16 protein-coding genes are annotated in these 22,573 nt (G+C 42.8%); all 16 read right to left on the minus strand.

What is annotated here, in order from left to right; translation table 11 throughout:
- Positions 1–29: 29 nt before the first annotated feature.
- The gene (locus PGR14_RS07675) at positions 30–1,118 is read right to left on the minus strand and encodes a DUF5688 family protein (RefSeq protein ID WP_270213360.1); all 1,089 of its coding nucleotides are present in this window, start codon (positions 1,116–1,118) and stop codon (positions 30–32) included.
- 6 nt (positions 1,119–1,124) lie between these two features.
- Positions 1,125–1,265: a hypothetical protein gene (locus PGR14_RS07680; protein ID WP_172733505.1), complete on the minus strand. Its 141-nt coding sequence runs from the start codon at positions 1,263–1,265 to the stop codon at positions 1,125–1,127.
- Positions 1,266–1,353: 88 nt separating this feature from the next.
- Positions 1,354–7,635: a SpaA isopeptide-forming pilin-related protein gene (locus PGR14_RS07685; protein WP_118364970.1), complete on the minus strand. Its 6,282-nt coding sequence runs from the start codon at positions 7,633–7,635 to the stop codon at positions 1,354–1,356.
- A 69-nt stretch (positions 7,636–7,704) separates the two neighbouring features.
- Positions 7,705–9,777 carry a DNA topoisomerase 3 gene (locus tag PGR14_RS07690; RefSeq protein WP_270213361.1) on the minus strand — a complete coding sequence of 691 codons (2,073 nt, stop codon included), beginning with the start codon at positions 9,775–9,777 and terminating at the stop codon, positions 7,705–7,707.
- A 6-nt stretch (positions 9,778–9,783) separates the two neighbouring features.
- Positions 9,784–11,208, minus strand: a complete 1,425-nt coding sequence (locus PGR14_RS07695; protein ID WP_118364969.1) for a CD1107 family mobile element protein — start codon at positions 11,206–11,208, stop codon at positions 9,784–9,786.
- Positions 11,162–11,464, minus strand: a complete 303-nt coding sequence (locus PGR14_RS07700) for a DUF4315 family protein (RefSeq protein ID WP_005344193.1) — start codon at positions 11,462–11,464, stop codon at positions 11,162–11,164. Before PGR14_RS07700 ends, PGR14_RS07695 begins: the two co-directional genes overlap by 47 nt.
- 42 nt (positions 11,465–11,506) lie before the next feature.
- Positions 11,507–14,308: a CD1108 family mobile element protein gene (locus PGR14_RS07705; RefSeq protein WP_270213372.1), complete on the minus strand. Its 2,802-nt coding sequence runs from the start codon at positions 14,306–14,308 to the stop codon at positions 11,507–11,509.
- Positions 14,309–14,326: 18 nt separating this feature from the next.
- Positions 14,327–14,437, minus strand: coding sequence for a hypothetical protein (locus PGR14_RS07710; RefSeq protein ID WP_008688066.1), 111 nt, complete (start codon positions 14,435–14,437; stop codon positions 14,327–14,329).
- A 16-nt stretch (positions 14,438–14,453) separates the two neighbouring features.
- Entirely contained in the window at positions 14,454–16,910 is a 2,457-nt protein-coding gene (locus PGR14_RS07715; RefSeq protein ID WP_182388170.1) for a VirB4-like conjugal transfer ATPase, CD1110 family, read from the minus strand.
- Complete coding sequence (locus PGR14_RS07720; protein ID WP_118364968.1) at positions 16,792–17,256, minus strand: PrgI family protein; 465 nt, start codon at positions 17,254–17,256, stop codon at positions 16,792–16,794. Before PGR14_RS07720 ends, PGR14_RS07715 begins: the two co-directional genes overlap by 119 nt.
- Before the next feature lie 23 nt (positions 17,257–17,279).
- Entirely contained in the window at positions 17,280–18,149 is an 870-nt protein-coding gene (locus PGR14_RS07725; protein WP_118364967.1) for a VirB6/TrbL-like conjugal transfer protein, CD1112 family, read from the minus strand.
- Positions 18,150–18,161: 12 nt separating this feature from the next.
- On the minus strand, positions 18,162–18,377 hold the full coding sequence (locus tag PGR14_RS07730; RefSeq protein WP_017144663.1) for a Maff2 family mobile element protein: 216 nt from the start codon (positions 18,375–18,377) through the stop codon (positions 18,162–18,164).
- A 121-nt stretch (positions 18,378–18,498) separates the two neighbouring features.
- Complete coding sequence (locus PGR14_RS07735; protein WP_205618761.1) at positions 18,499–20,358, minus strand: VirD4-like conjugal transfer protein, CD1115 family; 1,860 nt, start codon at positions 20,356–20,358, stop codon at positions 18,499–18,501.
- A 23-nt stretch (positions 20,359–20,381) separates the two neighbouring features.
- The gene (locus PGR14_RS07740) at positions 20,382–20,873 is read right to left on the minus strand and encodes a PcfB family protein (protein WP_027090292.1); all 492 of its coding nucleotides are present in this window, start codon (positions 20,871–20,873) and stop codon (positions 20,382–20,384) included.
- 82 nt (positions 20,874–20,955) lie between these two features.
- Positions 20,956–21,750: an ATP-binding protein gene (locus tag PGR14_RS07745; protein WP_027090291.1), complete on the minus strand. Its 795-nt coding sequence runs from the start codon at positions 21,748–21,750 to the stop codon at positions 20,956–20,958.
- Positions 21,750–22,568 (minus strand): replication initiator protein A, encoded by an 819-nt coding sequence (locus PGR14_RS07750; protein ID WP_027090290.1) that lies wholly within the window; start codon positions 22,566–22,568, stop codon positions 21,750–21,752. The genes PGR14_RS07745 and PGR14_RS07750 overlap by 1 nt, the downstream gene beginning before the upstream one ends.
- Positions 22,569–22,573 lie beyond the last annotated feature (5 nt).

Genomic DNA, 22,573 nt, shown 5'->3' on the forward strand with positions numbered 1-22,573 from the left:
AGTCCCCTTAAAATCATCGTTGTTTCTCTTTATAATGCTGCGGCAAGATCTTTTGACTTATTCTTTGGCACTTTGTCTGCCTCTTTTGCCTTGATCTCTGCCTTGGCTTTTTCCAGTCTTCCATGGATTCCACCTTTTACTTCCGCTTTTTCGGCTGCTTTTTCTTTCTCCAGACGAGCTTCCCTACGCTCAGCATTTTCCATTACTGCGGTCTTTTTATCACAGAACTGAACCTTATCCGAAAGCTGTTCCTGTCTTTCCACCTGTGTCTCATTGACTTCCTGTACCATCGCATTTAATTCCGGAACCTGAAAAATGCCGTTATCAGGGAGAATCAGCACTTCATGAATGGAAGATGGGATGACAAAGTAATCACTTCCCAGGCATTCCCCAATCTGTTTACGAATATCTTCCTGCAGTAACAGGGAAGCTCCATTCATCTTAGCTTTGTTTGTCAGACAGAACATTGGGTTTTCCATGGCTTCCATATCCATTTTTTCATTCAGCAGGTTTTCTGGTTCTTCACCAAAAATCATAGATTTGATAATCTGCGTCATATCCACCAGTTGCACGCCTCTGTTCCTATCTGCCATCATCGCATCTGCCTGAATCTGTTCGACAGATACTCCCCATTCATTCATCAGAGAGATTGTTACCGGAATACTGCTGATTCCTTCTCCACTTTCCTCCAGATTTACTGCATAATAAGCTCCAAAATCTCCGTGTTCTGTGACTACTTTATCTGCCAGACGATCGGTATTCCATTCTTTGTCACAAATTCTCACCTGTAATTTGTCCTTCATCTTTTCATAATCCAGAATATCTGGAACTCCCATATCAAAAAATTCTGCCTTGCCCTGTGCCTCAATACGCATATCAGCTACATCCCCAACACAAGAATCTACATCTTTTCCATTGATATATTCCTGATAAAGGGAATCCAGATAGACTGTCGGTACGATTCTCTGATCTCCATTCGGAATCGTAATACCTGTCAGCTTCAAACCATTGTTTTTTTCTACTTCCTGAAGTTTAATTTCTGCGTCCTTATAAGACTCTGGCAGATACTCCTTTACATTGTCTTTGACATATTCATAAAATTCTTTTCTGTTCATCATACGCTTTTACCCCTTTCTGATCATGTGATGGTTCATTCTTTTTCTGCTGACCATCTGCTCGGATTTCTTCTGATAAGCCATCATTCTCTTTAAAGTTTTCTCCTGGTTTTTTCGTGCTTCCTGTCTTTTTTCCATTGCTTTCATCATAGTTTTCTGTTCCTTTCTGTGATATTTTTGTATGAAAAAGGGAGCCTCACATAGAAGCTCCCAATCATAACCGTTGGTTTTAGTTTCCTTATTTCCTTTTCCTGCTGATATAAAGTCCTGCCATACCTCCTGTGGAGATTACAAGAAGCAGGATCGGCAGCCAGATATTCGTGCTGTCACCTGTTTTCGGTGCGTTTGATACCTTTGTCTCTTCATGGGATTGTGGTGTGTTCGGTGTTTCTGGAACTTCCGGTTTCTCATTTGTCAGATTAAAGGTAACTTCTACAACCGGTGTACTGTCATCTGCATAGGCAAATGTCACTTCATGCTTGTTCTGATCCAGTGTGTATCCGTCCAGTGTCTTTGTTTCCACCAGATAATACTTAATAGCGGTATCATATTTGCCGTTCTTAAATGTGGCAATCTCATACAGCTTACTTTCTGCATGACCGGCAGCATCTGTCTTTAAGGTTTCCAGAACTTTTCCTTTGCTGTCACGAAGTTCAAATTCTACCCCTTTCAGCGGTTCTCCTGATGATTTATCTGTCTTATTGAGAATCACTTTTCCCTTGGCAGTGTCATCTTTCATAGCTACTTTCTGGATTTCTCCAGTATCCTTTACTTCAAAACTAACATCCGATGTCAGAAGATATCCTTTCGGTGCCTGCTCTTCACGTAAGGTATATTTACCGATTGGAAGTTTTTCGATATAGTGTGCTTCCTCTGTGGAAGTCCAGCTCTCTACTACCTGATCATTCTTATCGAGAATCGTCAGTTTCGCACCTGGAATCTCAGTTTCTCCTGTGATATCCGTCTTACTGATCTGCACTTTTGTCACATCATCTTTCATCTCTACTTTCTGAATCTCGGCTGTATTTTCTACTGTAAAGGTAATACTTTCTGCAGTGACATATCCATCTGCCGGTTTTGTCTCTGTCATGGTGTATTCCTTACTAACAACCAGTTCTTTGATCACATGGGATTCTTCCGTAGAAGTCCATTCATCCACTGTATTGCCATCTGAATCCGTCACTTTCAGGTGTGCACCTGGAAGTTCTTTACCTGTTGTCAGGTCTGTTTTGGTCAGCTCCACTGTGGTTGGCTGATTCTCAAAAGTAAAGTCGTAGCTTACTTCTGCCTGGTCTTCTCCGGCATATTCAAAGGTAAATTCCTGTATTTCTTCTGTTGTAACAAATCCGTCCGGCGCAAAGATCTCTTTCACATAGTATTTTCCGTCTACCGGAAGATTTGCCGTAAAAGTAATCTGTCCTTTTTCATCCGTTACCCGCTGCTCGATCAGACTATCTTTCTCAAGGAGTACCTCGCCCTTTGCATTTTTGATATCTTCACTGGTATAAAGACCAAAGACACCACCTGCAAGAACACGTTCTGTATCTTTTTCTTTCTTCAGAACCGTAACCTTTACTTTCTGACGGGCATTCTGCCATTTCTCATCATAAGTGATGACTGGTGTGTCCTGATCACGGTAGGAAAGGTCAACATATCTCGGCTCTTTGTCCAGCACATAACCGTGAGCTGTTTTTACTTCCTTCACATAGTATTTTCCAGCCGGGAGATCTCCCATCTGTGCAATACCATTGGAATCTGTGGTAATGGTTCCTACTTTTTCATCTGCTTTGAAATAATCTTCACTGACACCATCTGCCGCTTTGATATCTTCCGCAGCAAATACATCGAACGTCACATCTGTAAGGCTTCCGGTTACATACTCAAAAAGATGCTCCACGGTACCTTTTACATGATCCAAAAGTGTCACCTTATCCAGAAACTCTCCATTTTTGTTGATGATCAGAAGTCCTGTTGGAACTTCATCTTTCATCTCTACTTTCTGAATCTCGGCAGTATCTTCCAGTGTGAACTTCACATCCGTCGTTTTCAGATATCCATACGGTGCCATTTCCTCTCGAAGGGTGTATTCTTCACCCACAGTCAGTCGTTTGATCACATGTGGCTGATCTTTTACAGAAGTCCACTGATCCACAACATTTCCTTCTTTATCAAGAACGGTGAGTTTTGCCCCATCCAGTTCCACACCTGTTGTTACATCAGATTTTGTGATTTCAACTGTTGTCGGCTGGTTCTTTTTCACTGTTTTCAGTTTTACTGTCTTCACATCCTGCCCCTGGTAAGAAGCATCCAGATTCAGAACTTCATCAGAGGATACAAATCCCGCCGGTGCTTTTAACTCTTTCACATAATACTGTCCAAGCGGCAGATCCAGCGTACATGCTGCAAGACCATCGTTATCAGAAGTCATTTTCTGCAGAAGTGTATCTGCCTTTACAATGATCTCACCTTTCTCATTCTTCAGATCTTCTGTGTTATAGATGCCAAAGACAGCTCCTGCTACGGTTGCACCATTTTCTGCATCCTGTTTTTCTACCTGGATTGCAACTTTCTGGCGGTCATCGCCAACCATCACTTCCTGTTCGATCACAGGTGTATCCTGATCCGCATAGACAAATGAGACATCCGATCTGTCATGGTTCAGGACGAATCCTTCCGGTGCAGTCTTTTCTACCACATAGTAAGAACCAAGCGGCAGGTTATCAGCAACTGCTTTTCCGTCTTCCCCGGTCGTTACCGTTGTTACCAGTGCATCTTTTGCATAGATCAGCTGTCTGTTCCCGTTTTCATCTTTCTGATAATCCGGTGTATAGATATTTTCAGCTGCATAGACATGAAATGATGCACCCTTCAGGTATCTTTCTTCATAAACAAAATCCTTTTTAAATCCGGTCAGCATCTCACCTTTTTTATAGATCGTCAACTTTCCTTTTACCGGATGGTTCTCATAGTCTACCGTAATAATGGCATCTCCGCTCTCAGAATCCATCTGGTATGCTGTATTTGCATCCACCGCAATCTCTACATAGTTCTTATTGATTGTGTACCCTTCCGGTGCGTTGACTTCCTCAATCCGGTAATGTCCGATCTTCAGATTCTTCGGCATGATCAGATATCCCTGGCTGTCCGTAAAATAGGACTTATGAGTGGTTGTCACTGGGTAAGTTGTTACCTGCTCCACATACTTCTTGTTGTCCAGGTCATATACCTTAAATTCTGTTCCGGCAATCAATACGGATTTCTTTGTTTCATCATCTTTTTTCACGATTTTCAGTTTTGCCTTAAACTCTTCATCCAGAAGCACTCGCCAGATCTGCGGCTCGTTTGGATGATGTTCTGTGATATTCACTTCAAAATCATCGACTGGCTTGTAATTGTGCGGTGTTGTAGTTTCACGCACGATATAGCTTCCAAATGGTAATGGAATACTGCAGGCATACCCTTTTTCATCTGTAAAAATCTCAGTTGCTCCATTTTCTCCACTCACTACTGGTTTGGCAGAATCAAAATCATAGCTTCCATCTGCTTTCTTTGTAAGGGGAGATTTCAGATAAACTGTAAATCCGGCTCCGGATAACAGATCTGCATCCGTCTTTCCATTGTTGGCTGCTTTGATGATCTGGAATGGCTGCTTGATGACCTGCTCACTGGAAGTGCACTCTCTTTTTACTTCTGCTGTCATATCTCCTTCATAACTGCACGTAAGATCATGCTCTTCTGCATCTGCCAGGTATCCGGTCGGCGGAGTAATCTCTTTGACATAATATTTGCCAAGATATAGGCCATTTACAGAAGCCTGTCCTTTGTCATCTGTTGTAAGAGAAGCTACCTGCTCTCCTGCTTTATAAATAGTTCCAGTTGCTCCATCCGGGTGCACAATATCTTCACGAGCATACAGTCCATAAACTGCACCTTTCAGTGTGGCATCTCCCTGCGGTACTGCTTTTCCTGTCTCTTTATCCACTTTATAAAGATTGATCTTTGCTGTCACACGGTCATTGCTGAAGGTATGGGCAAAAGATACGGTTGCTTCTTTATCATTGGTGTAAGAAAACTTGAACGTATACACATCTTCTGTATTTCTTACATAACCTTCCGGTGCCTGATCTTCCTTTACAGAATAGGAATATCCAATCGGAAGATCTACTGTGAATTTTGCAGTTCCATCTGCTCCAGTAGTTGCTTTCTCAATCAGTGTTCCTTTTTTCACAACAACGGTTCCGTCTGCATTTCTAATATCATCGGATGCATACAGTGCAAAAATACCGCCATTCAGTGGTTTCTTTGTATCTTTATCCTGTTTTACTACGGAAACGTCTGCTTTCTGTCTTTCGTTGTTAAAAGTCACATCTGCAAATACAACTTCTTTATTCTGTCCGGCATAAGTCAGAGTCACTGGCTTTTCTTCGCTGCCGTTATAGAAATTGTCCGGTGCTTTTGCTTCTTTCACCACATAGCTTCCAAGATGCAGGTTCTTCAGTGTAACAGAACCATTCTCTCCCGTAGTCAGATTATCTTTTACCAGGTCACCTTTGCTGTACACTTTTGTGCCATAAGCAGTTACGATATCTGCCCCGGCATACACGTTATACACTGCATTTTTCTGTCTGCGGTTTTCATACTGGAATACCGTTCCATTTTCACTGACATCTGCTCCGGTAAGAACCTGTCCTTCTTTGTAAATGGTAAGCTCTGCAAGCTGTTCTTTATTTTCTACAGTCACAGAGGAAGTCTTACTTGCTACCAGTTTTACATTTGTTGCCGTTGCATTTACTACATATCCCTGTGGTGCTGTGATCTCTTTCAGATAAACGGTATCCTGTGTCTTGATGATCGTAACAGAAGATTTTCCATTCTTATCTGTTGCCGGCATCTGAGTGATCAGCTTTGTACAAGCCTCATCGCTGTATACACCGAATACTGCACCTGCAAGATTGACATCCGCTGTATCGTCTTTCTTTACGATTTCGATCGTAGCCTGTTCAATCCAGGACACCTTTAAGCTTACATATTTTTCATCAGCGACACCTTCTCCAAACACAAATGCCAGATCCTGAACACTTGCATTCGTAGTCAGTTTATATGCTGAATAATCTTTTGTAATACTACCTTTCATTTTTGCAGAAAAAGTAGCACTTACATCTTTTGTCTGTGTCAGAGGTGCTGAAAGATAAAACGTAGTTCCTCCTCCAATTGTTACGCTTGAACCTGCCGCACTTACATTTCCAGTAGATACATTATGGAGCTTTACACCCTTTGGTAAGTCCATTGTAATTTTCTGCTGGGAAGATGCATTGAACTTAATGTTCTCCGTTCTCTGAACATTTCCATCTACATAAGCTTTTACATTCGGTTTTGAAAATGACATCGCTACATCTGGTATTTCCGGCTTATTCACACAATAATTATAGAGTTCTTTTGCCAAAGCCTCGCCTGTAGCATTTGTTCCATAGAATGCATCACTGCTTCCATTGGCATACGATGCAGCCATGTGAATAATGATGAATCTTTTTCCTTCTGAGAAATCCGTGTGTTTATTCGCAAAAAAATTTTCGCTCCCTGCGGCATCTGTACCGTAATAACACACTTTTGCTAACGCCTGATTGTCCCCGATCTTTGTGATTGTATAATTTCCAGATCCTGGTCCTGGTTTTGCTGGCTGTACACAATACGCAGTTGCTCTGACGCTTCCGTAGCTGATATAGTACGGCTCTGTCAGATAGGTTCCAAGATTATAATCTGCATATCTATACAGAGGTCCTTTTTCAATCGTTACCTGCTGTGTAGTTCTTGCTGAATAAGCCGAAACTGCTTCAAATGTTGCAATCTCTCCCTCTTCCATAGAATCAAGATCCACCCCTTCGTCTCCTGCCTGTTCCAAAACATCGTGAAGCTCTAACCCTGATTCTTCATCATAGGTATCCTGATTCTGTGCCTGCTCTACTAAATCATCAAATTCATCAGCATCCATATCGGTAATCTCCGAGTCTGCTTCGGAATCCTCCGCTTCTTCTGTCTGCTGTTCACTGCCAGCTGTTTCGGATTCGGTTACCGCTTCACTCCCTGCAGTTTCTGTCTGCACTTCTGTTTCTTTCTCACGCACAATCAGCTTTCGGCTGATCTGATACTTCGGATGCTCCTGATTTACCGGTTCCACATAATAGACCGCTTTGTAAGTGTCCGCATGATCTGTCGTAAAATCCTCATCCTTGTCGTTCTTTGCTTCCTCGAATGTGACTTTGACCTTGTTATCATCCTTGATTTCCAGTCCTGTGTAGTCTGATTTCACATCAAATACACTGCCTGTTTCGATTTCATAATCTTTGGCAGTCACCACCTCATCTTCATCCAGAAGGTCTTTCACTTCCTCATAAAGTGGCGGTTTTTCCTCTGGCTGGATCTCCGCTGCATATGCAGTCATCGGAGATAACACTGTACTAAGCATTGTCATGCCTGCCAGCAATCCAGATACTACTTTTCTAAAATTACCTTTTTTCTTCATGCTAAGGTCCTCTCTTTCATAATATTTGTATGAAAACAGACAGTCCTTAGACTGCCTGCAATACACCACTTATCGTTGTGGAAAAATCAGATTGAACTGCACATTCCCCTCGCCGGGATCAACCATTTCCACAGTTGCTTCATACTGTCTCCCTGTTTTTCTTGATACCAGATCTTTATAATGGATTTTTCCTTTAGACAGGAACTTCTTTGCTACCGCCTTATCCATCTTTTTTCCCTGGCTTGCAAGGAATTTATCATTCTTCCACAAGGTAAAAGCACAGTTCCGATCAGAACAGTAAAAGTTTACTTTTCCTTCCCTGACATCAGCTCCACAACGGGGACATTTGCCAATGACTTCTCCTTTTGCTTTTCCCTGAAACTGCTCTTTCTTTTCTTCTGAAATACCCTGATATCTGGCAACCAGTTCCTGCATCAGCTCTGTAATCCCATTTAGGAATTCATCTGCTGTCTCTGTATTCTGGGCAATGTGATTCAATGCCATTTCCCACTCTGCCGTCATCTTCGGAGATTTAATCTCATCCGGCAGAACCGTAATCAGCACATTGCCATCATCTGTCGGCACCAGATTTTTCTTTTCCCTTTTCACAAAACCAGACTGAATCAGTTTTTCAATGATTGCTGCCCTTGTTGCTGGAGTACCTAGTCCTTTCTTTTCTGTATCTTCGGTCAGTTCTTCATTCCCTGCACGTTCCATCGCAGAAAGCAGGGTATCTTCTGTGTACTGTTTCGGTGGCTGTGTAAAATGCTCCGATACAAAAGAATCACAGGGACCATAATGCTTGCCTGCCCAGATATCCAGCTCCGGCTCTTCTTTCTCACTCTTTACGCCAAAGAACTGTTTCATTTTATTTTCGATTGCCTTGAATCCTTCCTGCTTTGTTTTCTTTGCCGTGAGATAAAACGTATGATAATTACAGGTAATCTGGCTTTTATGACTCTCATAAATATAAGGATCTGCGGTTGCTGTCAGTACCCTGGCACTGATCAGGTACAAAATCTTGCAGTTTCGTTCTTTCAGTTTACCTATATCTGCCTTTGCTACTTCCATGGTCGGGATAATCGCATGGTGATCAGATACTTTCTTTGAATTTAATACCTTACTCACGTCCGGCTGATATTCCAGGCTTTCAGCATAAGGCATTTCCCCAAGTAACATCTGAATCAGAGTTTCTGTGCTTTCTCCCATCTCATCTGTCAGATACTGGCTGTCTGTTCTCGGATAAGTGACAAGCTTCTGCTCATACATCTCCTGCACGGCATCCAATGTCTGCTGTGCGGTATAGCCAAACATTCTGTTAGCTTCCCTCTGCAGGGTGGTCAGATCATAAAGCTTCGGAGGGCGGACTGTTTTCTCTTTCACATCATCCTTTTCCACTTCGCACATCCGCTCCATGCAGTCCGCAGCCACTTTATCTGCATCCTCTTTTTTCTGAAAATGCTCTGTAACTGCATCCATATCATCAAACTTGATATGAGCCATATAATATTTTTCTTTGGTAAATTCCTTGATCTTCTGATTTCGATCCACGATCATGGCAAGTGTTGGTGTCTGCACTCTTCCGACTTTCAGATTCTGGTTATACAGAACGGAAAAAAGACGGCTCGCATTGATTCCCACCAACCAGTCTGCCTTTGCCCTGCAAAGTGCTGACTGATAGAGACTGTCATAACACGAACCGTCTTTTAATGACGCAAATCCATCTTTAATTGCCTGTTCTTCCATGGAAGAAATCCAGAGCCGCTTCATCGGCTTTTTACATCCTGCCTGCTCATACACCAGACGAAAGATTAACTCTCCTTCACGTCCTGCATCAGTAGCACAGATCACTTCATCTACTTTAGAATCTCTCATCAGTTTCTTTAAGATTCCAAATTGCTTTTTCGTGCCTTCCAATACCTTGTGTTTCCAACACTCCGGCACAATCGGCAGATCTTCATATCTCCATTTTTTATATTTTTCATCGTATTCCGATGCATCGCATAATCCAACCAGATGTCCTACGCACCAGGAAACGATATAACCGTTTCCCTCCACGTAGCCATCTTTTCTTGTTCTGGCTCCAAGCACGGAAGCCAGTGCCATCGCAACCGATGGCTTTTCTGCAATCACTAATTTCATTTACTCCTACTCCTCTTCTTCATCTTCCAGTACATCATCATTGAAATCTTCATCTCTCAGGATTTCCGGTTCTGCACTTTCTTCCTGCTCATCTGCATCGTCTACTTCCCGTTTTTCTGACTCTGAATCTTCGGATTCATCTTCATCCTCTTCCATCTCATCCTCGTCATCATATTCATGCTTTGGTTTATAGACTTTGAAGTAATATCCTCCTGCCGCAGCTCCGACTGCTACCAGCGCAATCAGAAGATACGTTCCAAATGGGCTTTTATCTTCTGGCATCTGGATTTCATCCTCCACCTTATCTTTCTCATCTGTCTCTGTCGTTTCCGGTTTTTCTTCCTCTGCTTTTTTCTCTGGTTCTGCATAAACCGTATCCACTTCCGGAAGTGTCACTGAATCAGAAAGTGTGAAGTTCATCAGATCTTTCTCACTGACTTCTGTAAGGAAATACACATTATCCTGAGATTTTGAATTGTCAATAATCAAATAGAAAATCTTACCACTCTTCGTTGAAATGGTATAAAACTCTTTTGTGCCTTCCGTAGCTGTTTTGGTAACGGCTTCTGCCGTCTCGCCTTCTTTATTAAGCTGTTCCTCAATACCTGTTACTGTCCGATCATCCACGGTCCCTTTTGCATCTGTCGGCTCAGAAGCCTGTGCATCCTGCGGAAGCGGAGAAGTCGTTGTTTTCTCAGTCCCCGTTGCATCTGCACTGGTCGTAGTTGCCATTGCACCATTGCTGTCCCTGGAAGATTTCTGTTTTTCTGCCTGCTTCTTTGCCCATTCATAGTAAGGATTCTGCAACACATACTTTTCAGAAGTATTTCCAGCACCATCTGTTACCGTAATCTCAATCTGTTTTGTAGTAAAATCTTTCTGTGTCAGTTGCACTCTCAGCATTCCATCCTTCAAGTCTGTATAAGTGGTGCCATTGACGGTTACCGCAGTAATCCCGGATACTGTATCATTCCCCTGAATCGTCAGCACACCATCTGTCAGGGAAGCAGAGAGTGTCGGCTTTTCCGTGTCATAACACTTAATAGAGCGATTCTGCTCATAGACCTTCCCCTCACCATCTGTCACACGCACATACACTGTCTGGTTTCCAGTGATCGTGATACTTCCGCTTCCGGTTACATCCTGCCAGCTTCCATCTTTTCCTGCTTTTGCTTCAATCTTTGCTATTGAGAAACCTTCCGGCATATGGCTGGCATCTACCGTAACAGCAATGGTTGTTTCACCCTGTTTCCAGCCATCCGGTTTCTCAATCGTAATCGCAGGTGTGGTATTCTCAGCTGCATAAGCAGTCTGTGTCTGGAGCAAAGGTGTTGTCAGGCAAAGAAATGTCGTTGCTGCAAGCAAGCTCTTTTTTACCCTGCTTTTAGTAATTGTTCTCTTCTTCTGTTTCATTTTTTCCAGATTCATCATCGGCTTTTGTTTCCTCCTTCTGTATTTCTACCCTGCCGGGCAATTCATTTTTCATTCTCTTTTTGAAAGCTTCCAATTCCGGAATACTCATATCCATTGCACGGATAATTTTTACAATTTCCAGATTTTCTGCTTCTGTTTTTGCAATCTCCGCAGCCTTGAAACGCTTTAAGTCTGCTTCATATCTGGCTTTGGATGCTTCCATTTTTTCCTTGGCTTTCTCATAATCTGCCGTTGCTTTTTCAAGACTTTTCATCGCTTCTCCTTTCCGGACGGCTGATGCAGCCGCCCTTTTTTCTTACCATCGTCCAAATCCATAGAAATGGCTCTGCCAGTATGGAGAATTGATGGACGTATACTGCACCGGATGTCCACAATGGATCATCTGACCATTGCCTACATAGATTCCGATATGCGTTACCGGCTCCCCTGCGTCGTAAGTTCCAGTAAAGAAAATCAAATCTCCCGGCTGTGCCTCCGACTGGGATACTGGTGTACAAATGTTGTACAGTCCCTGTGCAGTCAATCTTCCTGTATTCCTTACACCAGAGTTTGTCAGGCAGTAACTTACAAATCCAGAACAATCAAATCCACTTGGAGAATATCCACCCCACACATACGGTGTTCCCAGATATCTCGCTGCTTCGTTCAACAAACGCTGTGCCGCTTCACTGGTGTATTCATTGCCGCCAAAGCCTGTCCCTTCTCCAGTTTCCAGATAAAAGATCGGGTTTAAGCGCTCTCCATTTTTCAGAAGTTCAATATGAAGATGGCTTCCTGTAGAATTTCCAGTATTTCCTACAAGACCAATCTCATCACCTTTCGTGACGGATGCACCTGCAGATACACTCCGGCTGCTTAAATGTGCATACCGCAGTTCATAGCCTTTACTGTCCTTAATCACAACATAATTGCCATAGCTATCGTTATAAGCAGAAGTTGTAACCGTTCCGGTCAGCCCTGCCATTACTTTCGTTCCCTCCGGTGCTCCGATATCCATACCATTATGAAGCTGATTGGCTCCTGAAATTGGATGAATCCTGTATCCATAATAGCTGGTCACACTGGAATACCAGTTAAAATCAACCGGTGTTGCAAACATCTGCAAGTTGCCTTTTGTATCGTTGTAGGCACTGAACAGTTCTTTCTGGAAAAATCCCAGCCTGTCCTGACAGATTGACATCAGGTTTCCACTATTTAAGGTGACATTCAGCACATCTACATCTCTTGTCCTGGTCACTTCCACTTCCTGGCTTCCATTATCATCTGCCAGATAACATTCCCAGGTCTTATGCCCATGTGCGGATGCCGCCGCATGATTATCATAGTAAACGTCAAACTGTACACCGTATCTTGCGAAAGCTCCGGTATCTTCTACCGTATATTCGACACCATTCATGACCACCTTTGTTCCCATTGGAACAAACGGATTGGAAGCATCTACCGCTAAGGTATGATTAGCAGTTGGGTATACTCCACTGGCAGTCGGGCCTCCGCTCCAAATACCACAACAGATTGGACAGTTACAATATCCGCTTGTTACAACCTGTCCCAACGATTCTCCAACTCTTACTGTTGCTGTCTCTGTCACAGTCTCATTGACTGCTTCAGTAGTCAGATGATATTGCTCTGCAAACAATGCATCCAGTTCAGGCTTGACCTGTTCAAAAGTAAACTCCTCATACTTTGCTGACAGATAACTGATCAGGATAAACGGATCATGCTCAATAGGCCCGATGTTATATCGGTATTCCTCATGTCCCGGTTCTTCAGACTCCATGTTGTTAATCCGCTCCTGCAGATTAGCTTCCAACTGTGTATAATACAGTTCCGCTTCCCGGATTGCCTGATCCGATGACAGATAACTGGTTCCCGTGTAAGTGATCACATTTTGTAAAAACACTGCAGAGCATGACGTGACATTCGTTATAATCAGAAACATCAATCCGATCAGAACTGCCACACTGATATACACCTTCCGGTTTTCTTTAAAGAAGTTGGTGACTTTGCCGCCAATCTTCTTGATATAATCAATCGTACCTTTTGTAGCTGTTCCTACTGTCTGTTCACTTCGTTTTGCTTTGGCATAATCCCGTTTGATCTGTTGCTTCTGAATCTGTTTTTTTAGCTTCTTCTGCTCCTGACGGGCTGCCGCCTGTGTCTGTTTCTCTGCCTGTCTCTCCAGTCTGCTTCTCTTTCTGGAAGCCCTCTGTTTCCTTTGTCTGGCACTTCTCTGTTCCAGCCGGTAAATACCTTCACAGCCTTCTTCCAACTTATGGGCACCTTCTACTGCCGCATTATCGTCTTCATTTTTACTGATCTCACGGTGCAATGCTGCGGAAGTTGCACTTCCTGCTTTCTTAACAACAAAAGCTTTTTCTGTTTTCACAGATTCCCCTTCGCCAAACTTCAGGCGGGATTTCTTCTTTCCAGAACCCTCTCCTTCATTTGCCTGATAAACCTGTGCCTTCTTGGAATGCTGCTTTGCTTCCTTTTTCTTTCTTGGTTCCTCATAAGAAAACTTTTTGGCTTTTTCCTTCTGTTTCTGATGACGGAAATTGACTCCATCCGTATCCATCTGGTTCAATTTCTCCATATCTTTGTCATTTTTCACAGAAGCACCAGTCTCTTCATAAGCAAATTTCAGACGCTGTTTCTGCTTTGGTTTCTTACTTCCACCATTCTTCTTACTCCGGCTGTCTCCTCTGTTTTCTGAAAGATCCGCACGTTTTTCTTTCAGTCTCCCTGACTGGCTGGCTTCGGATTTTTCCGCAAATCTTGATTCTTTTCTGTTCACAGCACGGATTCTTTTCCGGTTTTGTTGCTTTCTATTTTGTCCAAAATCCTCACTTTGGTTCTCCGTTCGCATCAGTTCCGGTGCATCCCTGGATTTTTGCACAGAGGGACGGATATTTTTCCCACTTCGCTTAGACTGGCGGGGAGACTTATCCACAAGGTTTTCTGCTTTTTCCCCCTGTTTTATTCCCATCTGCACATCACTGACACGGTTACTGACACGAACAGAAGATTTATCCGTCAGGTTTTCTTCCACCAGACCATCTTTGGTCATCTTCTGGACTTTCTTATCCCTGACTTTCATTCTCTGTTCTGCCACTACTTACTCCTCCTTTTTCGGATACCCTTTCCCTGCCTGTAATAAACAGAGAAAAGCGATGCCAAATACAGCACCGCCACTAAAAGTTAATACATATGAAATTGCACGTAACATTGTCTTCTCCTTTGATTTAACCTGCTTCGGAAGTTTCCTCTAAGCGGGTTGTCATGATTTTATAGAGGGAATTCTTCGGGAATCTGTCTACGAACGGGATAATGACATTTCCATAGAACAGAAGTCCTTCCCCCTCATTACTGTTGGTTACATAGGACAGCTGGGTTGGTGAGATATTCAGCTGTTTTGCAAGAATCTGCCTGTCTCCGGAAGCCTGGTTCAGCATATAAATAAAATCTGAATTTTCAAATATATTCTCTATTTCCCTGGAAGACAATAAATCCTTAATATTCTGGGTGATGCCCGTTGGGATACCACCCCATTTACGGAATCGCTTCCAAATCTCCACGCTGTAGGCTGCAGTCTGCTCTTCCTTCAAAAGAAGATGGAACTCATCCACATAGTATCTGGTGGACTTATGGGCAGAACGGTTCATCGTTACCCTGTTCCAGACCTGATCCTGGATTACGAGCATCCCAATCTTTTTCAGCTGTTTTCCCAATTCTTTGATGTCAAAGCAGACAATGCGGTTATTGATATCCACGTTTGTCTGATGGTTAAATACATTCAAAGAGCCTGTAACATAGATCTCTAATGAAGTAGCCAGCCGCTGTGCTTCCGGCTCTTCCTGTTTTCTCAGAAGGTTGTATAAGTCCTCCAGGATTGGCATCTTCTCCGGTATTGGATTGGCAAGGTATTCCTGATATACTAACCGCACACAACGGTCAATAATCGTTTTTTCTACCGGTTCCAGTCCGTTCTTTCCACCAACGATCAGTTCACACAAAGACAGAATAAAATCTGCTTTTAATGACAGCGGATTGTCTTCCTCGGAATAATTCAAGTTCAGATCCATCGGATTGATATACTGGTCAGATACCGGCGAAACCCGAACCACCTGCCCATGCAGTGCCTGCACAAGTGCCGAATACTCGGCTTCTGGATCACAGACGATGATATCATCTTCTGTAATCAGGAAACAGTTCGTGATTTCTCTCTTTGCTGAGAACGACTTCCCGGAACCTGGTGTACCAAGAATCAGTCCATTTGGGTTCTTCAGACGTTTCCGGTCAACCATGATCATGTTGTTGGATAACGCATTCAGTCCATAATAAAGAGCTTCCCCTTCCTGAAACAGTTCCTGTGTCGTAAATGGCACAAAAATTGCGGTTGATGATGTGGTAAGCCCTCTCTGAATTTCAATTCGATTGACTCCAAGCGGAATACAGGACATAAGTGCTGATTCCTGCTGATAATCCAGCTGTTTTAAGGAACAATTATATTTCTGTGCAATCCCCTGCACCTGGAAAATATTATTATCCAGTTTCTGACGCTTCTTTGCGGTATTCATAACCAGAACCGTTACAAGGAACATTCTCTCATTTCTGGACTGCAGATCTTCCAGCAGGTTCTTCGCTTCTTCGCCATAAGTCACAAGGTCCGATGGAAGAACGTCCATATCATAACCGGAACGTACCGCTCGTTTCTGCTCTTCGATCTTCATCTTATCCAAATCTGAAATCTTGCTCTTGATCATCTTGATCGCTGAACTCTGGTCAATAGACTGGATATGGATGTTGACATTAATACTGTCATCTACATCCAGAAAATCTGCAAGCATCCGATCTGTCAGCTCTGGTGCAAGAATCTGCAGATAACTTACACTTCCCATCGTTCTTCCCATCAAAAATGTCTGATTCTTGGAAAAGTTAAAGGAAGTCGGTGCAATAAAATCTTTGGTCTTTAATCCGGTTTCCGGAAGCATCTTATACTGGAACTTAAATGGTTCGATCCGATCCTGGTTGAACACATGATACAGAATCTCCAGCCTTTCCAGACCATTTAGTGAATGTGCCTGTGCACCCAGAATCTTAAAATTATTTAAGATATCTGTTTCAATTCTTTCAAGCCTCGGTCTTGCCACCTTCAGGCTTTCTGCTTCGATTCCAAAAGTGATATACTTCGTCTTTACCAGACCATTATTTCCCTTGGAAAGCTGATTTTTCAGCATAGTACGGTACTCTTCACGAATGGCATTAAAGTCATCCGTCTGATCCGGAATGTCAATGCTTTTCTCAAATTCTGCCACATCCACCTGCTGATTGATAAAGGACAGCTGCACACTGATGGAAGAATCAAAGTAATTTAAGAAATCACAGTAATTCTCAAATATCGTGGTCTTATCCTCATTTAAAGCAAGCTGATAATTGATGTCATAAAACTGAATTGTCTTGGAGAAAAAGGTCTTTGTCACCTGGCAGATACCATCCTGCAGCATACGAATATACGGAATACTCTGCTGTGCAGTTGTAGGAATGTTTTTCTGTTTCCTGCGGTCCCGTTCCTGTTTCTTCCTACGCTTTTCCTGTTCTCTTTCTTTTCTGCTTTTTTTGTTTTTTCTTTCCTGACGGTTTCTTTTTTCCGCCAGGGACAGACGCTCCTGCTGAGCCTCCTGCTTTGTCTTTTTTGCCATCCGGCACACCCTCCTTTTTTGCAAGGGTGGAAATCTCCTGATAAAAATTTTCTGTCTTATATGGTCTTACTGCCGGACAGATAAACTTCTGTCGAATGATATTTGCCACCACTTTTTCAAAGGGAAGCCCGTCTTTTTCATACATTGCCATGAAGAAAAACGGAAGCATGACCGTTACCATCAAAATGGCAGCGATACTGGAACCGATTGGTTTTCTCATGAACAGATAAAACGGAATTCCCACAACTGCGGCAAGTGAAAAGAAAATCAGCTGCCGCTTTGTCAGATTTAACGCTACTTTTGTTTTGACCTTGGTAAGGTCTTTTGGTACTGGTACATACGCCATGGTATGTGCTCCTTTCCTGCCCGTTAGTGGGCATTGAATATCGATTTGCTAAGGCTTCCGGTCTTGAATAATGAAAATGCAAGAATCACGGTATAAGCCGCTACTGAAAACATTGCTGCATGAAGGTCACTGGATATGGTCATTGCATTTACTAAAACTGCATAAATTCCCACACAGACCATCATGAAGAATCCCTGAAATGCCAGTGCGAACAAGCCTTTTAAATAGTTGTTTCCGATATTGCCCCATTCCTTATTGGTCATGGTGGCAAACGGAATTGGTGCTATGGAAGTATAAAGGTAAATTTCTATCATTCTTCCGTACAAAATAACGGTTATGATGATTGACAGAATCCGCATGGTAATACTGATCAGCAGCGTTTCCATGGATAGCAGGAACAAATCCCCTAACTCCATATCCTCCAGGGCATCCACAATCCGTGTAATTGCTTCTGTTGCATCCACCGCAGTGTTTCCTGATATCACCCCGGCGGCATTGTTGACCACATGTTGGCCAACGTCAAAGACCGCCATCGTGATATTGAACGTATTTGTCACCAGATAAATGGCTACATACGCTTTAAAGATCCAGAGGAAAATGTTATAAGTCTCAAATTCATGGAAATTGTTTTTCTGTGTTACCATCGTGATCAATTCATAGCACAGGACAAAGGTGATGATCAGTCCCGCAATGGGGACGATCACCGTTTGAGATAAATTCTGAATCAGATTAAAAATCCCTGCATTCCATCCCTGCGGTGTCTGTCCCACCTGCCCGGCTATGGTTCCCACCTGCTCATTGACAGACGTGAACATGTTATCCAAACTTGACTTGATAAGCCCGATCAGGATATCCTTTATCGCTTCCGTAATTCTCTCAATGATGGTGTTCATCTACTACTCCTCTTAAGAGAACAATGTTGCCAGCTGTGGAATCAGGGTAGTTCCCAGCAGCATGATTCCGGCACCAGCCATCAGCTGTTTGATGCCCTGGCTCTTAGCGCCGGGATTGTCATTCCCATATCCTTCCAGAAGGTTTACGACACCCCACACGCCAAGACCTGCACCGATTGCGACTACAAGAGTTTTTAAAGTTGTAATTGCACTGCTAAAAAACGCCATATACATTCACCAAAACTGACTTTTTTCAGGTGTTTACGGGAATGAAAAAACACCGACTAAAAAGCCGGCGCACCTAATGTCAGTTATTCCTTTCCTCATTATTTTTCGTTCATTCCCAAGGTTACTCCGACAGTTCTACATGAATTACTTCCACCTCTTCTTCAGATTTCGGTGTGTACTGCGGATTTAACTCTTTCTCAACTTTGTATCGGTTCTTCTCGTTTTCATCTGCAAGAAGCCGATAGTTTTTGTGTTTCGTGATATCATATTTGTCCGAGAAAAATGGTCTGGCACCACGGATCTGCAGGATACATTTTCCTCCATCCATGACTGCAATCTCATCTTCTGTCATCAGCTGTTTGCCTGTTTTCTGGTAATTCAATCCAAAAGACTTCTGATTACTCCTCGTCTCCGAAGTGTTATACAGGTCAATGGTTTCCTTACCCAGAAGCTCACTCATTTCCTTTAATGTGGTCTTCTCTTTCCCACCAAGGAATAAAGTCGTATCACAGTTGCCCAGAATGGTATCTGCACTATCCTTATACATTGCCTTTAACTGACTCTGTGACTGCAAAATAATAGAAGCAGAGATTTCCCTGCTTCGGATAGTTGCGATCAGCTTGTCAAACTGAGGAATTTGTCCGATGTTGGCAAACTCATCAGCGATGACACGCACATGCACCGGAAGTCTTCCACCATATTCATCATCTGCCTTATCGCAAAGCAGATTGAAAAGCTGTGACTGCAACATCGCAATCACAAAGTTGAATGTGGTATCCGTATCGGACATAATCAGAAACAAGGCTGTTTTCCTGTCTCCGATCTTATCCAGCTCCATTTCATCGTAAGACATGATCTCACGAAGCTCTGCGATATCAAATGGGGCAAGTCTGGCACCACAGGAAATCAAAATCGACTTCGCCGTTTTGCCGGCGGCCATTTTGTATTTTTTATACTGTCTGACCGCAAAGTGCTGCGGATCTCTTTCTTCCAGTTCCTGGAACATCATATCCACTGGATTCTGGTAAGTTTCATCCTCTTCACGGGTTTCGCTTTCATTCAAAAGATCCAGAAGAGTATTCAGATTCTTTTCCTCTTCATCACCTTCATACCAGATAAAAGCAATCAGTGCTGTATACAGCAATTTCTCTGCTTTCACCCAAAAATCTTCGGAAGCTTTTTCCCCTTCGCCTTTGGTATTTACAATGATTGTTGTCACCAGCTTCAGGATATCTTTTTCAGACCGTATATAAGCAAATGGATTGTAATGAAGGGATTTAGAAAAATTGATCGTATTCAAAACCTTAATCACATAAGGCTCATATACCACTTTCCTGGATTTATCTTTGATGACATTTCCATCTTTATCCCTCTTCGGCGGTCCCTTTGCTAACATCTTCCCGCACTCCTCGATCAGAGTGCCTTTGGGATCTGTAATGACCATGGAACAGTTCATCTGCATGACCGATGGTTTTACGAAAAAACGTGTCTTACCGGAACCACTGCCGCCGATAACTACAATATTTTTATTTCTTGCATATTTCGGTTGCTTCGGTCTGCTCTCCATCGTCAGTGCTTCTGTTGCTGTCAGTGGAATGTTCATCCATGGATCATCTGACATATAAGGCTTGATATCCTCTGCAGTTCCCCATCTGGCTGAACCATACTCGATTCCTTTCCGGAGTTTCTTTGCATCTGACTGTTTCTGCCAAACCAATAGTTTCAAAATAACTGCGACAGTAACTCCAACCAATAGGTCTCTCAGGTCAAAACTTAGCAGAATTCCTGTAAAGATCCGATCTGCATGTTCCATCGCATATAACAGTTTGTTCCCTATATCTTCTCCGGGACTTCTCCTGTATAAGCAGGAGGCCCGGTCCGCATAAAAAGCGGTCAGAACATAGGGAAGATTCGTAAGAACCAGTTTCTTTTTATCCAGGGCGGACAGCCTGACCCCAGCCTTATTCTTCCACTTCTGCATCAGCTTATTGCCGTGTTGTTTCATCATCGGCTCTGCTCCTGATGCCGGTTCTTTACTTTGTCCTTCGATTTCTTTGGCATCATTGCCCGGTAAGCTGCAAGACGCTTATGAATGGAAGGCTTATTCGCTTTTTGAATCTGTTTCTGGGAAAACTCACGGAAAGCAGCATTGAGGGCATCCTGATCACGTCCCTTGAAAAATACCAGATAAACCGGAGGCTCTTTGCTCTTGTCTTTTTTCAGAGCATAATTGATCCCGTATTTTCTGGCATACCGTTCAAAGGACTTGATATTTTTGTCCGTGATCTCGATATTGACCATCCCGGCATTCTGTTTTGCCAGCTCTTTTACCGTGACCTTTCCCTGTTTTGGCTGATTTTTCTGTGCTTTCTTCTCTACTGATTTCTGCTTCTGATGACGCAGATACGCAACAAGAACCTTTTTCAACAGGTCTGCCGTAATCTTAGTAGTCCGAATACAGAACGTGACCGTTTTCTGAGTTACCTCTTCCTGCATGACTTTTCCCTCCTTTCAGCGATTCAACTGCTGTCCAGATCTGTAATCATGGCAATCACCCCCTTTAATGAAAAAAGACAGATTAACCGGTAATCAGGTTCTGCACCTGTACGAGTTTTTCTGTCCCTTCTTCTTTTCTCTTATCTTCTCCACCACAATAGATGGGAACACACATTTCAAGTATTCTGCTATAAATACGCTGATGAGCAGTATCTAAATCTGTAGATTTCATTTCATTCAGTCCCAGATTCGTTGTTACGATCAGCGGAAGCATTTTACAATAACGGCTGTCTATCACATTATAGACCTGCTCCAAAGCAAACTCGGAATTTCGTTCTATTCCCAAGTCATCAATAATCAGCAGCGGATAATCCACAAGATTTTGTATAATCTGGTTCTTATCTGCCTGATAGCTGGTCATTTCATTTAGGATCCTGGAAAAATTTGTCATCATGACACGTTCTCCCTGTTCCAAAAGTGCATTTGCAATACAACCTGCAAAGAAACTTTTCCCGGTTCCAACAGGTCCCATCAAAAGCAGTCCTACATTTTTTCTCTTCATATCTGTCCAGTTTTCTACATACTGCCTGGCAATTAGTATCTTCTGGTTGCTTCCGTTGTCATTTTCAAATTTCCATTCCCAGAATCTTCTTTCCCGAAGTCCGACGGATTTTCTCTGATAAAGCTGCCGCTGTGCTTCTTCCCACTGCATCTTCTCATCTAGTTCCTGCCTGGCTTTTACCTCGCATTCGCACAAACAGGACACTACATGCTCAAATCCCATCAGACTGACCTTCATCTGTTTTCTTTTTCTACAGATACCACAATGAAGGCACCCATCTTCGTCCACATAATCTTCAACCACTTTATTTTTCATTAAAGGCTTTCTCCTTCCTGAAATTCATATTTGTCCATTCCTGCCCTGGTTCCATCCCTTTCTGCCCAAAGACAGATTGTTGCAAAATGGTTCTGATATTCTTTTCCACTGGATTTCATATAAACAGAAAGATGATCAATCCGTTTCTGGTAATCCCATGGAAATAGCGTCATCAGCTCCTGCAGTTCAGCTTCCGACAGAACAACATTTTTAAATCTACCATACTGACTGAATTTTTCTTCCAAAGTGGGAGTATTGCCCTTACTCTTATCAGTATGATTCTTTTCAGTCTTATTTATCTTAGTATTACTTCCATCCAGATTCTTGCAGTCCGGACTTCTATTTTTTTGCGTTCCGGACTTCCAGTTTCTTGCAATCCGGATTTCCAATTCCTTGCAGTCTGGATTTCCAGTTTCTGGCGTTCCAGAAGCAAAGTATCTTACTGGCTTTCCTCTGCTCCGTTTCACAAAATTTTTCACGTATATGACAGAAGGACGATTATTCCCCTGCCGATACCGTTCGATCAATCCAATGCCATGCACACTGTCAAGCTCATAAAGAAGCTTTGTCACTGTCGTATGCGACATTCGCAACAGCTCCTGTAATTCTGCGATTGTGTAAATGATATAGACATAACCATCACTGTCGATCCAGCCATTTTTCTTGGATAGGCTGATTCGATCAAGCAGAATTCCGTAAAGGAGCTTTGCGTCTGTGGACAGGCTTGCAAACTCTTTTTCTGTGAACAGAGCTTTGGGTATCCGAAAAAAAGAAAACTGGTCAGATTCTTCTGCTCTGAAGTATTCAAAATCTGCCATAAATT

This window comes from Coprococcus sp. AF99-45, from assembly GCF_027663865.1.
Taxonomy (GTDB): Bacteria; Bacillota; Clostridia; order Lachnospirales; family Lachnospiraceae; genus Allocoprococcus; species Allocoprococcus comes.

Excerpts from the sequence above, each read along its gene's own strand:
- PGR14_RS07675 (WP_270213360.1), bottom strand. The coding sequence starts at position 1,118 with ATGATGAACAGAAAAGAATTTTATGAATATGTCAAAGACAATGTAAAG.
- PGR14_RS07680 (WP_172733505.1), bottom strand. The coding sequence starts at position 1,265 with ATGATGAAAGCAATGGAAAAAAGACAGGAAGCACGAAAAAACCAGGAG.
- PGR14_RS07685 (WP_118364970.1), bottom strand. The coding sequence starts at position 7,635 with ATGAAGAAAAAAGGTAATTTTAGAAAAGTAGTATCTGGATTGCTGGCA.
- PGR14_RS07690 (WP_270213361.1), bottom strand. The coding sequence starts at position 9,777 with ATGAAATTAGTGATTGCAGAAAAGCCATCGGTTGCGATGGCACTGGCT.
- PGR14_RS07695 (WP_118364969.1), bottom strand. The coding sequence starts at position 11,208 with ATGATGAATCTGGAAAAAATGAAACAGAAGAAGAGAACAATTACTAAA.
- PGR14_RS07700 (WP_005344193.1), bottom strand. The coding sequence starts at position 11,464 with ATGAAAAGTCTTGAAAAAGCAACGGCAGATTATGAGAAAGCCAAGGAA.
- PGR14_RS07705 (WP_270213372.1), bottom strand. The coding sequence starts at position 14,308 with ATGAAAGTCAGGGATAAGAAAGTCCAGAAGATGACCAAAGATGGTCTG.
- PGR14_RS07710 (WP_008688066.1), bottom strand. The coding sequence starts at position 14,437 with ATGTTACGTGCAATTTCATATGTATTAACTTTTAGTGGCGGTGCTGTA.
- PGR14_RS07715 (WP_182388170.1), bottom strand. The coding sequence starts at position 16,910 with ATGGCAAAAAAGACAAAGCAGGAGGCTCAGCAGGAGCGTCTGTCCCTG.
- PGR14_RS07720 (WP_118364968.1), bottom strand. The coding sequence starts at position 17,256 with ATGGCGTATGTACCAGTACCAAAAGACCTTACCAAGGTCAAAACAAAA.
- PGR14_RS07725 (WP_118364967.1), bottom strand. The coding sequence starts at position 18,149 with ATGAACACCATCATTGAGAGAATTACGGAAGCGATAAAGGATATCCTG.
- PGR14_RS07730 (WP_017144663.1), bottom strand. The coding sequence starts at position 18,377 with ATGGCGTTTTTTAGCAGTGCAATTACAACTTTAAAAACTCTTGTAGTC.
- PGR14_RS07735 (WP_205618761.1), bottom strand. The coding sequence starts at position 20,358 with ATGCAGAAGTGGAAGAATAAGGCTGGGGTCAGGCTGTCCGCCCTGGAT.
- PGR14_RS07740 (WP_027090292.1), bottom strand. The coding sequence starts at position 20,873 with ATGCAGGAAGAGGTAACTCAGAAAACGGTCACGTTCTGTATTCGGACT.
- PGR14_RS07745 (WP_027090291.1), bottom strand. The coding sequence starts at position 21,750 with ATGAAAAATAAAGTGGTTGAAGATTATGTGGACGAAGATGGGTGCCTT.
- PGR14_RS07750 (WP_027090290.1), bottom strand. The coding sequence starts at position 22,568 with ATGGCAGATTTTGAATACTTCAGAGCAGAAGAATCTGACCAGTTTTCT.